The organism is Pseudomonas sp. B26(2017) (assembly GCF_002113045.1).
Taxonomy (GTDB): Bacteria; Pseudomonadota; Gammaproteobacteria; order Pseudomonadales; family Pseudomonadaceae; genus Aquipseudomonas.
On sequence record NZ_NEJJ01000007.1, the window covers coordinates 125,966 to 138,644 of the forward strand.

At 61.5% G+C, this 12,679-nt stretch carries 12 protein-coding genes; 1 reads left to right on the forward strand and 11 read right to left on the reverse strand.

From position 1 onward, the window contains the following. Positions 1-2 precede the first annotated feature (2 nt). The 11 genes from CAF79_RS12285 to CAF79_RS12335 form a co-directional block, all read right to left on the reverse strand. Positions 3-647 (reverse strand): methionine ABC transporter permease, encoded by a 645-nt coding sequence (locus CAF79_RS12285; RefSeq protein WP_065261159.1) that lies wholly within the window; start codon positions 645-647, stop codon positions 3-5. Then, entirely contained in the window at positions 637-1,761 is a 1,125-nt protein-coding gene (locus CAF79_RS12290) for a methionine ABC transporter ATP-binding protein (protein WP_085697987.1), read from the reverse strand. Before CAF79_RS12290 ends, CAF79_RS12285 begins: the two co-directional genes overlap by 11 nt. Before the next feature lie 2 nt (positions 1,762-1,763). Next, positions 1,764-2,573, reverse strand: a complete 810-nt coding sequence (locus CAF79_RS12295; protein WP_085697988.1) for a MetQ/NlpA family ABC transporter substrate-binding protein — start codon at positions 2,571-2,573, stop codon at positions 1,764-1,766. A 69-nt stretch (positions 2,574-2,642) separates the two neighbouring features. Further along, complete coding sequence (locus CAF79_RS12300; RefSeq protein WP_085697989.1) at positions 2,643-3,995, reverse strand: LLM class flavin-dependent oxidoreductase; 1,353 nt, start codon at positions 3,993-3,995, stop codon at positions 2,643-2,645. Then, positions 3,995-5,188 carry an SfnB family sulfur acquisition oxidoreductase gene (locus CAF79_RS12305; RefSeq protein ID WP_085697990.1) on the reverse strand — a complete coding sequence of 398 codons (1,194 nt, stop codon included), beginning with the start codon at positions 5,186-5,188 and terminating at the stop codon, positions 3,995-3,997. The genes CAF79_RS12300 and CAF79_RS12305 overlap by 1 nt, the downstream gene beginning before the upstream one ends. A gap of 37 nt (positions 5,189-5,225) precedes the next feature. Then, entirely contained in the window at positions 5,226-6,467 is a 1,242-nt protein-coding gene (locus CAF79_RS12310; protein WP_085697991.1) for an SfnB family sulfur acquisition oxidoreductase, read from the reverse strand. Positions 6,468-6,733: 266 nt separating this feature from the next. Continuing rightward, positions 6,734-7,498, reverse strand: a complete 765-nt coding sequence (locus tag CAF79_RS12315; protein WP_085697992.1) for a hypothetical protein — start codon at positions 7,496-7,498, stop codon at positions 6,734-6,736. A 456-nt stretch (positions 7,499-7,954) separates the two neighbouring features. After that, complete coding sequence (tcyN, locus tag CAF79_RS12320; RefSeq protein ID WP_064382730.1) at positions 7,955-8,704, reverse strand: L-cystine ABC transporter ATP-binding protein TcyN; 750 nt, start codon at positions 8,702-8,704, stop codon at positions 7,955-7,957. 3 nt (positions 8,705-8,707) lie between these two features. Further along, positions 8,708-9,373, reverse strand: a complete 666-nt coding sequence (gene tcyL / locus CAF79_RS12325) for a cystine ABC transporter permease (protein WP_011331947.1) — start codon at positions 9,371-9,373, stop codon at positions 8,708-8,710. Continuing rightward, on the reverse strand, positions 9,373-10,173 hold the full coding sequence (gene tcyJ, locus CAF79_RS12330) for a cystine ABC transporter substrate-binding protein (protein ID WP_085697993.1): 801 nt from the start codon (positions 10,171-10,173) through the stop codon (positions 9,373-9,375). Before tcyJ ends, tcyL begins: the two co-directional genes overlap by 1 nt. A 311-nt stretch (positions 10,174-10,484) precedes the next feature. Next, positions 10,485-11,489, reverse strand: coding sequence for a D-cysteine desulfhydrase (locus tag CAF79_RS12335; RefSeq protein WP_085697994.1), 1,005 nt, complete (start codon positions 11,487-11,489; stop codon positions 10,485-10,487). Positions 11,490-11,679: 190 nt separating this feature from the next. Here CAF79_RS12335 and epsC point away from each other — a divergent pair, with 190 nt between their 5' ends. After that, positions 11,680-12,606, forward strand: a complete 927-nt coding sequence (gene epsC / locus CAF79_RS12340) for a serine O-acetyltransferase EpsC (RefSeq protein WP_085697995.1) — start codon at positions 11,680-11,682, stop codon at positions 12,604-12,606. Positions 12,607-12,679 lie beyond the last annotated feature (73 nt).

Below are 12,679 nucleotides of genomic sequence, written 5' to 3' on the forward strand. Positions count from 1 at the left end.
ATTCAGCGCTTGTTCAACCCTCGCGCCAGACGGTCGCCGCCCAGTTGAATCACCGCCACCAGCGCCACCAGCAGCACGATCACGGTCAGCATGATCTGGCTGTCGAAGCGCTGATAGCCGTAGCGATAGGCGATGTCGCCCAGACCGCCGGCGCCAATCGCTCCGGCCATTGCCGATGAGTTGATCATCGTCACCAGCGTAATGGTGAACCCGCCGACGATGCCCGGCAGCGCTTCGGGCAGCAGCACATGCCAGACGATGTGCCAGCGCCGGCAACCCATGGCCTGCGCGGCTTCGATCAAGCCGTGGTCGACTTCACGCAGGCTTACTTCGGCAATCCGCGCAAAAAACGGCGTGGCCGCGATGGTCAGCGGCACAACGGCCGCCCAGACACCGTAGGTGGTGCCGACGATCAGCCGGGTGAACGGGATCAGTGCCACCATCAGAATCAGGAACGGAATCGAGCGAAACAGGTTCACGAAAGCACCCAACGCACGATTGAGCACTGGCGCCTCGTAGATGCCGCCCTTGTCGCTGGTGACCAGAATCACTGCCATGGGAATCCCGGCGAGCAATGCAATCAGCGATGACACGCCAACCATCAGAAACGTGTCGATGAAACCCTGCAGCAAGCGATCAAACCACATAACCCAGCACCTCCGTGCGTTGTGCCCACTGGCCCGCACGCTGACGCAGTTCCTCGGCGTTCAGCTTCGATCCCGCGACTGCCAGCAGCAATTGTCCGAGTGCATGGCCCTGAATCCGCTCCACGCCCCCCTGCAGCAATTTCACCCGACCACCGAGGGCGGCGAACAGCGCGGCCAGATCCGGTTCATCCTGCTGGCTGCCGGTGAACTGCAAACGCAGCACCACGGCCGCATCGGACGAAGACGGTTGCGCCTGCAAACGGCTCTGCAACTCTTCGGGCAAGGCATGTTGCAGTGGCGCGAGCAATGTCTGGCTGACTTCGTGCTGCGGGTTGCCGAACACTTCCCAGACCGGACCCTGTTCGACGATGCGGCCATGTTCCAGCACGACGACGCGGTCGCAGATTTCCCGGATCACCGCCATTTCGTGAGTGATCAGCACGATGGTCAGGCCCAGGCGTTTGTTGATCTCGCGCAGCAGGCCGAGGATCGACTGTGTGGTTTCCGGATCGAGGGCGGAGGTGGCTTCGTCGCAGAGCAGAATGTCCGGGTCGTGCACCAGCGCGCGAGCGATGCCGACGCGCTGTTTCTGCCCGCCCGACAACTGCGCCGGATACGCCTTGTGCTTGGCTTGCAGGCCCACCAGCTCCAGCAGTTCGCGAACCTTTTTTTCCCGTTGCTCCTTCGGGACGCCGGCGACTTTCAGTGGCAGTTCGACGTTCTGCCACACCGTTTTCGCTGACATCAGGTTGAAGTGCTGGAAGATCATGCCGATCCGCCGGCGCAGGGCGACGAGGCGATCTTCGTCGTACTCGCCGATGTCCACCTGATCGATCAGCACCCGGCCCGAGGTCGGTTGTTCGAGGCGGTTGATGGTGCGGATCAGCGATGACTTGCCGGCGCCGCTGCGGCCGATAATGCCGAACACTTCACCGCGCTGGATTGCCAGGTCGATGCCTTGCAGGGCCGCGACCGGGCCTTGTTTGCCGTCGTAGGTTTTGCCGAGCCCGACGAAACGCACATGGGCACGGTTCAGTTCGGGATGCAGTTCGGTGCGCTGCGCAAGCGCGGGTGACTCTGGAAGATCCAGTCGCCGTTGAATGGCTGCCGTCATCCTCAGCTTTCCCAACCGGCCTGGTACAGCTTGCCGTGGGCCTTATCCAGCGCCGCGCGAACGGCCGGCGAATGCTGGTAGATATCGACGAACTTGATCAGGCGCGGGTCGTCCTTGGTCTTGGGCTGGATCACGAACTGGATCACGTATTCCTTGTGGTCGAGGCCGTCGAACAGCAACGCGGAGCCGGCATCGAAAGTCTTCGCCAGACGGATATAGGCCGGGTAGCCCTGGACCAGATCGGCGTCGTCGTAGGCGCGCACCAGTTGCACGGCTTCGACCTGGAGGATCTTGATCTTCTTCGGATTGGCGACGATGTCGTCTTCGGTGGCCTTGTAGCCGACACCCGGTTTCAGGGTGATCAGACCGGCCTTGGCCAACAGTTGCAGACCGCGTCCGCTGTTGATCGGGTCGTTGGCGATGGCGACGCTGGCGCCCTCAGGCAGTTCGTCGAAGCTTTTGTATTGCTTCGAGTACAGGCCGACGTTGTTGATGATGCCCGGCGCGAACGGCACCAGGTCGAAACCGGAAGCGGCCTTGGCGTTTTCCAGGAACGGGATGTGCTGGAAGTAGTTCACGTCGATGTCACCGGCGGCGAGGCTGACGTTCGGTGCGATCCAGTCGGTGAACTCCACCAGTTCCACTTTCAGGCCCTGTTTGGAGGCTTCTTCGACGGCCGCTTCCAGCGGAATCGCGAACGCGGCGGTGGTGCCGATTTTCAACGGCGCATCGGCAGCGAACACCGCCGAGCTGAACAGGCCGAAGGCCAGGGCCAGTGCTTTGACTGGGTGGGAGAGCAGTTTCTTGGTCATGGTGGTTTTCCAGTCAGTTGAATCAGCCTGATCGCTCCCATGCTGAGGTGGGAACGATCGGTGCAAGGGTTAGTGTCGGTAGTGGGCGCCCGTGTGTTGCTGCGGCAGGTGCGCTTCGCCGTGAAACAGTTTTTCCCGCAGGCTGCCGGTGTCGTATGCGGTCTTGTACGAGCCGCGCCGTTGCAGTTCGGGAATCACCAGGTCGATGAAATCCACATAGCTTTCCGGGGTGACGATGCGGGTCAGGTTGAAGCCGTCCAGACCGGTCTCGGCGATCCACGATTCCAGCTCATCCGCCACTTGTTGCGGTGAGCCGACCACGGTGATGTAGCGCCCGCCGAGGGCGTGCTGGTCGAGCAATTTGCGCCGGGTCCAGTCGTTGTTCTGCAGGTTCGTGGTGGCGGACTGGATCGCGTTGCTCTTGACGTACTGGATCGGCTCGTCGATTTCGTAGCGGGAAAAATCGATCCCGGTGGACGCCGAAAAATGCGCCACGCCCGCCTCGGCGCTGGCGTAGCTCAGGTATTCGGCGTGCTTGGCCCAGGCCGCTTCCTCGGTCTCGCCGACGATCACGTTCAGGCCCATGAACACCTTGATGTCCTCCGGGTTGCGCCCCGCTTCGACGGCGCTGGCACGGACCTTGTCTACTTGCACCCTGGTCGATGGCTTGTTCTGGCCGCTGATGAACACGCACTCGGCATGACGTCCGGCGAACAGCAGACCGCGATCCGAACTGCCGGCCTGGAACAGCACCGGCGTGCGCTGCGGCGACGGTTCGCACAGGTGATAACCCTCGACCTGATAGAACTCGCCCTTGTGTTCGACCTTGTGCACCTTGTCTGGCTGCGCGTAGATCCGCTGTTGTGGATCGTTGAGTACCGCGCCGTTTTCCCAACTGCCTTCCCAGAGTTTGTAGAGCACTTCGAGGTACTCGTCGGCCTGGTCGTAACGCCGGTCGTGCTCGACCTGTTCGCTCAGGCCCATGGCCTTGGCGGCGCTGTCCAGATAGCCGGTGACGATGTTCCAGCCCACCCGTCCACGGCTCAGGTGATCGAGGGTCGACAGGCGGCGGGCGAACAGATACGGCGGCTCGTAGGTGAGGTTGGCGGTCAGGCCGAAACCGAGGTTTTTGGTCACCGCAGACATCGCCGACACCAGCAGCAGCGGGTCGTTGACCGGCAACTGGATCGACTCTTTCAGGGTGATGTCCACCGAGTTCTGATAGACGTCGTACACGCCGACGATGTCCGCGATGAACAGCCCGTCGAACAGCCCGCGCTCCAGCAGCTGTGCCAGCTCGGTCCAGTATTCGAGGGTCTTGTACTGGGTCGAGGTGTCGCGTGGATGAGTCCACAAGCCGTGGTTGATGTGGCCGATGCAGTTCATGTTGAACGCATTGAGCAGGATCTTTTTCTTGCTCATCAGATGGTCCCTCGCAGCGGAGGGTTTTCATCGTTGAGGTAGTAATTGCCCACCGCGTGATACTTCCAGCGCACCGGGTCGTGCAGGGTGTGCACCCGGGCGTTGCGCCAGTGACGGTCGAGGCCGTGCTCGATCAGGGTGGCCTGGCTGCCGGCCAGTTCAAACAGCGTGCTGCCGGCGGCCAGGGATATTTCGGTGCTGATCGCCCGTGCTTCGGCGACGGCAATCGAGGCTGCTGCGACCGTCTCGGCGTTGGTCTCGGCCTGGGCAGTGTCGAGGAATTCGCCGGCGCGTTCGAGCAAGGCTTCGGTGGCGTGCAGACGAATGCTCAGATGGCCGAAACTCTTGAGGGTCAGCGGGTCTTCGGTGGCCTTGTCGTTGCCCGAATCGATCCATGGCCGGGTCTTGCTGCGCACGAAGTGCAGCGCATCTTCGTAAGCGGCGCGGGCGATGCCGGTGTCGATGGCGGCGTGAAGGATCTGCGCCAGCGGGCCGACCGGGGTCGGGCGTTCGAAAGCACTCTGGAACGGGATGACATCTTCGGCAGCGACATACACGTCTTCGAACACCACCGAACCGCTGCCGGTGGTGCGCTGGCCGAAGCCGCTCCAGTCGTCGATCACGGTCAGGCCTTTGCTGTCGCGCGGGACGAAGACCAGTTGCTGCACGCCGTTTTCATCGACGACGGACGTTGGAATCCGTTGGGCGTAGATCGCGCCGGTCGCATAGAACTTGCGGCCGTTGATGCGATAGCCGCTGCCGTCGCGTTTGAGGCTGGTGACTCGGTCGTGAGCGGTCCTGGTGCCCAGTTCTGCCAGGGCATTGCCGAAGCGCCGGCCGGCGAGGACTTCGGCGTACAGGCGTTGTTTCTGCTCGTGGCTGCCATTCACCCGAAGCACTTCGAGGGCATAGAAATGGTTCTGTGGAATCTGTCCGAGCGAGCCGTCCGCCCGGGCGATCAGGGCGATGACTTTGGCCAGGGTCACGTTGGATACGCCGGCGCCGCCGTATTCCTTGGGCACGCTGATGCCCCACAGGCCGGAGCGGGAAAACACGTCGAGCTCCGGCAGCGGCAGCCGGCGTTCGCGGTCGCGCAGGTTGCTGTCGCGCTGGAAATCTTCGGCCAGGTCGCTGGCGACGATCAGGGCTTGCTCGTCGCTGGTGATAACCGCGACGGGGTGGGAAAGAGTCATGTGTTTCTCCAGAGATCTGGTCAAAGTGTTCTGGTCGTCAGATCCAGGAATGGCGAGCCGGAAGTTTTCCGTTGAGGCGATATGCGCCGACCGCGTGGTACTTCCAGCGCACCGGATCGTGCAGGGTGTGGACCCGGGCGTTGCGCCAGTGACGATCGAGGTTGAATTCGGCGAGGGTGGCGCGGCTGCCGGCCAGTTCGAAAAGTTTTTCGCTGGCCAGCAGCGATATCTCGGTGGTCAGCACCTTGGCTTCGGCCACGGCAATCGAAGCGCGGGCGGCGGATTCGGCGGTCAGTGGCGCGGCGTGTACCTGATCCAGCACTTGCCCGGCCTTGCGCAGCAATGCTTCGGCGGCGTGCAGTTCGATTTTCAGTTTGCCGATGTCGGCGATCACGTAGAGGTCATCGCTGGCCCGCTCGACCCTGGCGTCGATCCACGGCCGGGCGCGGGTCTTGACGAATTCGATGGCGTCATCGATGGCGCCACGCGCGATGCCGGCGTCGATGGCTGCCTGAATCAGCTGCGACACTGCGCCCTGGGTGTTGGGCTTTTCGTTGATTTTCCAGTTGTCCACCACGAGGCCGGCATCGACCCGCACGTTGTTCAACAGGATCGTGCCACTGGCGGTGGTGCGCTGGCCAAAACCCGACCAGTCATCGACGATGCGCAATCCCGGGGTACCGCGACGGACGAAGGCCAGGACTTGCTTGCCGTCATCGTTCAGCGCCTTGACCGCCACCCAGTGGGCGAACAGGGCGCCGGTGGAATAGAACTTCTGGCCGTTGATCACGTAGTCATCGCCGTCGGCGATGATGCGCGCTTTCAGTTCCAGGGTGTCCTTGGTGCCGCGTTCAGGTCCGGCATTGCCGATGCGCCAACCTTCGAGCACGCTCTGCAGCAGCTGTTTTTTCTGCTGTTCGGTAGCGCAGCCGAGGATCAGGTTGATGATGCCGAACTGGTTCTGCGGGATCTGCCCCAACGCCGGGTCGGCTGCGGAAATGATCGCGAACACTTCGGCCAGGGTGACGAAGGAAACCTGCGGGCCGCCGAACTCGCGCGGGATGGCGATGCTGCCCAGACCACTGCGGGTGAACTGTTCGATTTCCGACCATGGCAGCTTGCGCTGGCGGTCACGTTGGGCGGCCTGCACGCGAGCGACTTGCGCCAGTTCATGGGCGGCCTTGATGGCTTGATCGTCGTTGCGCAGCACTTGCGCGGGCAACAACAACGGGGCGATGTCTAGGTCACTCTGGACGTTTGCGTCTGCCAGACTGGACATCAGTGCCGCTCCTTGACTGCACGCAATGCCCTGGCGATCTGCACTGGGGTGATTGTGTTCCGGACCATGTTACCTACCTCACATCTCATGAAAGACGCCGCAAAAGTGCGGCGAACGAAAGAATGTCCGGTGGTCCGGTTTATATACCCTAAACGCGTATAAATTTTAAATAAACTAACTTTTGGGAATATGTATAGAAGAGGGCGTGGTCCGCCTGGTTAAGCGTGCGGCGGCGAAGGACGTTGTCCCTCGCCGATCATCGATGCTTATTTTTTTCGCGGCTCTGCTGCCTTCAGCGTTTTCTTGAGCGGCACCTTGAGGTAAGGGTTCACGCAGCCGATTTTCAGCGTTCGCGGCGGCGCCCAGCGCGAGTTGTTGCCGACCCGGTCGAGGATGCAGTAGGTGACGTCCAGCCGCAGATCTTCACCGGCTTCGGTGATGATCGCCGGTGGCACCCAGACCTGGACCGGCTTGCCGATGTCGGCCGGGGTGATGCGCGCCAGGTCCATCCGTACATCGCCCCAGCGCAAGGTGATGGCGTCGTCTTCGGCCATGTTCAGATACGGCTCGATGGTCAGCGGCACGCCGCGTCTGATCTGGTTCGCGTTGACGCCGTTGCGGCGAATGGTGTCGGGCAATGTCACCGGTGCAAGTTGCTGGTTCTCGTCGCCACACAGCGCTGGAGGCTGCCCGCCGGGGCAGTCGAGCTTCACCGTGACCCGCGCGGCTGCCGACAGCGATGGCCCGTGACCCACCCGCATGACCCGATAGTGGATGCGTGACGAGCCGCTGGCGATGAAGCTTTCCGGCACTCGCAGGCTGACCGGGGCAGCGACATCCTGCGCTGTCAGCACATGAGAGGCGACATAGCAGTTGTTCCAGAAAAGTTCGATCAAGTCGCCGGTGTCCATGTCCGGATAGGGCGGTACATCGACCCGCAAGCGGGCCGCTGCCGCGAGGTTGATGCCGTTGGTTTGCGAGGGCGCCAGGCGCGGCGCGGCCAGTTCGGGGATGTGCGAAGTGCGGGTCATGAAATCCTCTCCTTGAAGCCTTGCAGCGAAATCCGTTTCTGAAAGTTCAAAAGACCAGAATGACCTGGTAATAAAAAACAGGACTTCTCGGCCGATCGGTATTGGGTCTTGGTGATGTGCGGGTTGCGATGAGTGACTAGATAAAAGTTCGCCGAATGGCATGTCAACGGACAGGATTGTTTAATTGAAGAATTACGGACTTATCAGAATGCTCCTACATCGATAAAGCACTCTACCTATCCGGCTTGGCGAATCGGGCCACGGATTTTGCCGGGTTTGACGGTTCTGACGTCGATTGGTTTGGGTAGCTGGCTATTCGAAGGGCACTGAATTTAATTACGCCGGGTCTGTTGCAGGACATATATATGTACCGCAATGGATTGATTAAGTTCTTGGCAGGAAGGATGTAAATAAAACTTCCATCCATGGAAGTTTGTGTTCAGGAAAGTTAGCGGCTCAGCCGTTGTTTCTGAACTTGCTGAGGAACTGTCGAGTGCGTTCTTCTTTCGGATTGGCAAACAACGCTTTCGCCTCACCTTGTTCGACGATCACGCCTTTATCGAAAAACACCACGCGGTTGGCCACGTCGCGGGCGAACGCCATTTCGTGGGTGACGATCACCATGGTGCGTTTCTCCTCGGCGAGGCCGCGGATGGTCGCCAGCACTTCACCCACCAGTTCCGGATCGAGGGCCGAGGTCGGCTCGTCGAACAGGATCACTTCCGGCTCCATCGCCAGCGCCCGGGCAATCGCCACGCGCTGTTGCTGGCCACCGGACAGGCGCCGTGGGTAGGCGTCTTCCTTGCCCGCCAGGCCGACCTTGGCCAGCAGCTTCTTGCCCAGGGCAATGGCTGCATCGCGGGGGGTCTTCTTGACCACGATCGGGCCTTCGATGACGTTTTCCAGGGCGGTGCGGTGGGGGAACAGGTTGAAGTTCTGGAACACGAAGCCCACGTGCTGGCGCAGGTTGCGCACCAGGCTCTGCTGCTGGTTCAGCGGGCGGCTGGTATCGATCTCGATCTCGCCGACCTTGATCCGACCGCTGGTGGGTTCTTCGAGGAAGTTCAGGCAACGCAGGAACGTGGTCTTGCCCGAGCCGCTGGGGCCGATGATGGCCACGACCTCGCCTTCCTTCACCTCCAGATCAATGCCGTTGAGCACGACTTGACCCTTGAACTGCTTTGTCAGTTTTTCCACGACAATCATGGGTCAGGACTCCTGGTCGTGCCGATTGACCCGCTCTTCCAGCTTGTTCTGGAAGTGCGACAGCACCGTGGCCAGAATCCAGTAGATCAGCGCGGCGGCAAGATACATGGTGAAGACTTCGAAAGTCCGGGCGGTAATCAGTTGTGCCTGACGGAACAGCTCCGGCACCTGAATGGTGGCGGCCAGTGCGGTGTCCTTGACCAGTGAAATGAAGCTGTTGCCCAGCGGCGGCAAGGCCGTGCGCATGGCCTGCGGCAGGATGGCCCGGCGCAGGGTCTGCGCGCGGGTCATGCCGATGCTCGCAGCGGCTTCCCACTGGCCGCGTTCGATCGAACCGATCGCGGCACGCAGGATTTCACAGGCATAGGCGGCCATGTTCAGCGAGAAGCCGATCAGCGCCGCCGGCAGCGGGTCGAGTTCCATGCCCAATTGCGGCAAGCCGTAATAGATCACGAACAGTTGCACCAGCAACGGCGTGCCGCGAAAGAACGACACGTAGATGCGGGCCAGCCAGCTGACCGACTTGAAACGCGACAGGCGCATCAACGCCAGGCCAAAGCCCAGCAGCAGGCCGAAGAACATGCCGCCGAGGCTGAGGATTACCGTGTAGTACGCGCCCTTCAAGAGGAAGGGCGCGGAGTCCAGTGCGAGTTGGAAAGCCTCTTCCATTATTTGGTGACGTCAGCGTTGAAGTATTTCGTGGACAGCTTCTCAAGGGTGCCGTCGGCACGCAGTTCGTCGAGGGCCTTGTTCACAGCGGCCAGCAGCTCAGGCTCGCCTTTGCGCAGGGCAATACCGGCTTCCTGACGCGAGAAGGCTTCACCGGCAGCGACGGTTTTCGGCGCTTTCTTGGCATATTCCAGCGCAGCCAGACGGTCGATCAGGATGGCGTCGGTACGGCCGTTGTTCAGGTCGGCGAACTTGGTCGGATCATCGTCGTAGGTGCGAACGTCGGCACCCGGCACGTTGGCGCGGACCCACTGTTCGTAGTTGGTGCCCAGACCCACGCCGACTTTCTTGCCGGAGAGGTCAGCGGCGGACTTGATGTTCAGCGCGGCGGCCTTGTCTTTCAGCACCAGCGCCTGAATCCCGGAAACGGTGTACGGCTCGGAGAAGTCATATTTCTTCTTGCGCTCGTCGGAGATGGTCACCTGATTGACCACGACGTCCAGACGTTTGGATTCCAGGGCCGCGAGGATGCCGTCCCATTTGGTCGGCTGGATCTTGGCCTTCACGCCCAGCTTCTTGGCCAGTGCTTCGGACAGCTCGACTTCGAAACCGGACAGCTTGCCGTTCTCGTCAACGAAGCTGAATGGTGGGTAAGTGCCTTCCAGGCCGACGTTGATAACGCCTTTGTCCTTGATCTGTTGCAGTTGCTCACCGGCAACCGCCTGCCCCAGCAGACCGGCGCTCAGTGCCAGGCCCAGCGAACCTACCAGCAGATTTCGACGTAGTGCGGAAAGAATCATGACAAGCCCCTGTGTTTTCTTATGGAAGACGCTTAAGGAAAGTTGGCGAATCCGGGAATTGGACGACAGCGCTATCCTGCCTTAAAGCAGCTTATGCGTCTCTCGCGAAATTCGCCTGCGGCGAGACTATATGCCGGCTCTTTTAGAATGGAAAATAATGAATTTTCAATTTGTTATTCTTATTTAGAATATTTGTTGTTGTTTGCCGAGTGTTTCCTGGCTCCGCGTGTCCTTTCAAAGGGGACGCGGAGCGTCCCGGGCTGCATTCCCACGCAGAGCGTGGGAACGAGCGCTGCGGTACGCGCTTCGAATTACAGAAAGTCCTTGTACGCGAACAACGCCGGAGCGCCGCCGGTGTGCAGGAAGATGATGGGGCCTTCATCGAAGCGCCCGCGTCCGATGCCGTCGAGCAGCCCGGCCATGGCTTTGCCGGTGTAGACCGGATCGAGCAGCACCGCGTCCTGGCTGGCCAGCAGCTTCACTGCCGACAGCGTCCCGGCATTTGGCTCGCCATAGCGCGGGCCGAAGTATTCGTCCCACAGCTCGACCTTGAAGCTGTCCGGCAGCGCCACGCCCAGCAGGTCGGCGGTGCGTTCGGCCAAGCCCTGGACTTTCGGGCGCTGATCTTCTTCGCTGCGCGAAACCGTTACGCCGATCACCGGCAGTTGCGGCAGGGCTTCGCTCAACGCCAACGCCAGACCGCTGTGGGTGCCGGCACTGCCCGAGGCCAGGACCACGGCGGAAAATTGCAGCCCGGTGTCCTTGATCTGCTCAGCCAGCTCCAGACCGGCGCGCACGTAACCCAGCGCGCCGAGGGCGTTGGAGCCACCGATCGGCACCAGATACGGCTTCTTGCCGTTGCTGCGCAGGCGCACGGCGAGGGCGGCCAGTTGTTCGTCGGCGTTGTCGAGGTTGTCGACCAGCTCGACCTTGGTGTCGAACAGATCCAGCAGCAGGCGGTTGCCGTTGCCGGTGTAGTTGCTGTCATCGGTGCCCAGCGGATTTTCCAGCAGGGCCACGCAGCCCAGGCCCAGTTTCGCGGCCAGCGCGGCGGTCTGGCGAACGTGGTTCGATTGCAGTGCGCCGGCGGTGATCAGGGTGTCCGCGCCTTGGGCGATGGCATCGGCGGCGAGGTATTCAAGCTTGCGCAGCTTGTTGCCGCCCATGGCCAGCGGCGTCAGGTCATCGCGCTTGATGTAGACATCGCGGCCGAGCCAGGTGGACAGGCGTTCAAGTTTTTCCAGTGGGGTCGGTTGGCCGAGCAGGTCGAGGCGGTTAAAGCGTTGCAGCTGTTGTTTGATCGGTTGTGTGGACATGGTTCCGTACTGGCGGAGGAAGATCACAGGACTATAGGCACGCCGATTTTCCGGGGCAACCGCCAATCGCTTATAGCCAAAAGTGCTTGAGCCAGCACTATCGGTTCTTAATTCGCGCCCGTGGGCTTGCCGTAAAGTAGTCGCCGTTGACGCGGCCAGACAGTCCGGCCGCCCGTGAGGAGTCTTTACCGTGAGCGAGCGTTCCAGCCATTGGCAATTGCAGACCATCGTCAGCCAGCTGCGTACCGCGCGGGATCAGTGGCGGGCACAAAATGGCCGTGCTTCCGGCGAGCAGGGCGGTCGCGAATTGCCGTCCCGTGATGCGATGGCGCAGATCCTTGAAGCCCTGTGCGGCGCGCTGTTTCCGATGCGGCTGGGGCCGGTGGATCTGCGTGAAGAGAGCGAAGATTTTTACGTCGGGCACACCCTCGATGTTGCGTTGAATGCGTTGCTGGCCCAGGCACGACTCGAACTGCGTTACGTCGCCCGCCACAGCGCCCGGGATGACAGCGAAGTCGAGGCGCAGGCCACCAGGATCATTCAGGATTTCGCTCTGGCGCTGCCGGGCCTGCGCAGTCTGCTCGACACCGATGTGCTGGCGGCGTATCACGGCGATCCGGCGGCGCGCAGCGTCGATGAAGTGCTGCTGTGCTACCCGGGGATTCTGGCGGTGATCCACCATCGTCTGGCTCACCATTTGTACCGCGCAGGCCTGCCGCTGCTGGCGCGGATCAGTTCGGAAATCGCTCACTCGGCAACCGGCATCGATATTCACCCGGGCGCGCAGATCGGCCGCAGTTTCTTCATCGATCACGGGACGGGAGTGGTGATCGGCGAGACCGCGATCATTGGCGAGCGCGTTCGGATCTATCAGGCGGTGACCCTCGGCGCCAAACGCTTCCCGGCGGACGAGGACGGCCAGTTGCAGAAGGGCCATCCGCGGCATCCGATCGTCGAGGACGACGTGGTGATCTACGCCGGAGCGACGATTCTCGGGCGGATCACCATCGGCAAAGGCTCGACCATCGGCGGCAACGTCTGGCTGACCCGCAGCGTGCCGGCCGGGTGCAACCTGACCCAGGCCAATCTGCAGCATGATGACGGGACACAGAAGTAACACTTGCGCCTCATCGTTCCCGCGCAAGGCGGGAACGATCGCTCTCACTAAAGCGTCATACCCCTCCTTGAGC

What these genes read in the sequence shown, in the direction of transcription:
- tcyN (WP_064382730.1), bottom strand. Translation starts at nt 8,704, where the DNA reads ATGATTGTCGTGGAAAAACTGACAAAGCAGTTCAAGGGTCAAGTCGTG.
- tcyJ (WP_085697993.1), bottom strand. Translation starts at nt 10,173, where the DNA reads ATGATTCTTTCCGCACTACGTCGAAATCTGCTGGTAGGTTCGCTGGGC.
- CAF79_RS12335 (WP_085697994.1), bottom strand. Translation starts at nt 11,489, where the DNA reads ATGTCCACACAACCGATCAAACAACAGCTGCAACGCTTTAACCGCCTC.
- tcyL (WP_011331947.1), bottom strand. Translation starts at nt 9,373, where the DNA reads ATGGAAGAGGCTTTCCAACTCGCACTGGACTCCGCGCCCTTCCTCTTG.
- CAF79_RS12290 (WP_085697987.1), bottom strand. Translation starts at nt 1,761, where the DNA reads ATGACGGCAGCCATTCAACGGCGACTGGATCTTCCAGAGTCACCCGCG.
- CAF79_RS12315 (WP_085697992.1), bottom strand. Translation starts at nt 7,498, where the DNA reads ATGACCCGCACTTCGCACATCCCCGAACTGGCCGCGCCGCGCCTGGCG.
- CAF79_RS12310 (WP_085697991.1), bottom strand. Translation starts at nt 6,467, where the DNA reads ATGTCCAGTCTGGCAGACGCAAACGTCCAGAGTGACCTAGACATCGCC.
- CAF79_RS12305 (WP_085697990.1), bottom strand. Translation starts at nt 5,188, where the DNA reads ATGACTCTTTCCCACCCCGTCGCGGTTATCACCAGCGACGAGCAAGCC.
- CAF79_RS12300 (WP_085697989.1), bottom strand. Translation starts at nt 3,995, where the DNA reads ATGAGCAAGAAAAAGATCCTGCTCAATGCGTTCAACATGAACTGCATC.
- CAF79_RS12295 (WP_085697988.1), bottom strand. Translation starts at nt 2,573, where the DNA reads ATGACCAAGAAACTGCTCTCCCACCCAGTCAAAGCACTGGCCCTGGCC.
- CAF79_RS12285 (WP_065261159.1), bottom strand. Translation starts at nt 647, where the DNA reads ATGTGGTTTGATCGCTTGCTGCAGGGTTTCATCGACACGTTTCTGATG.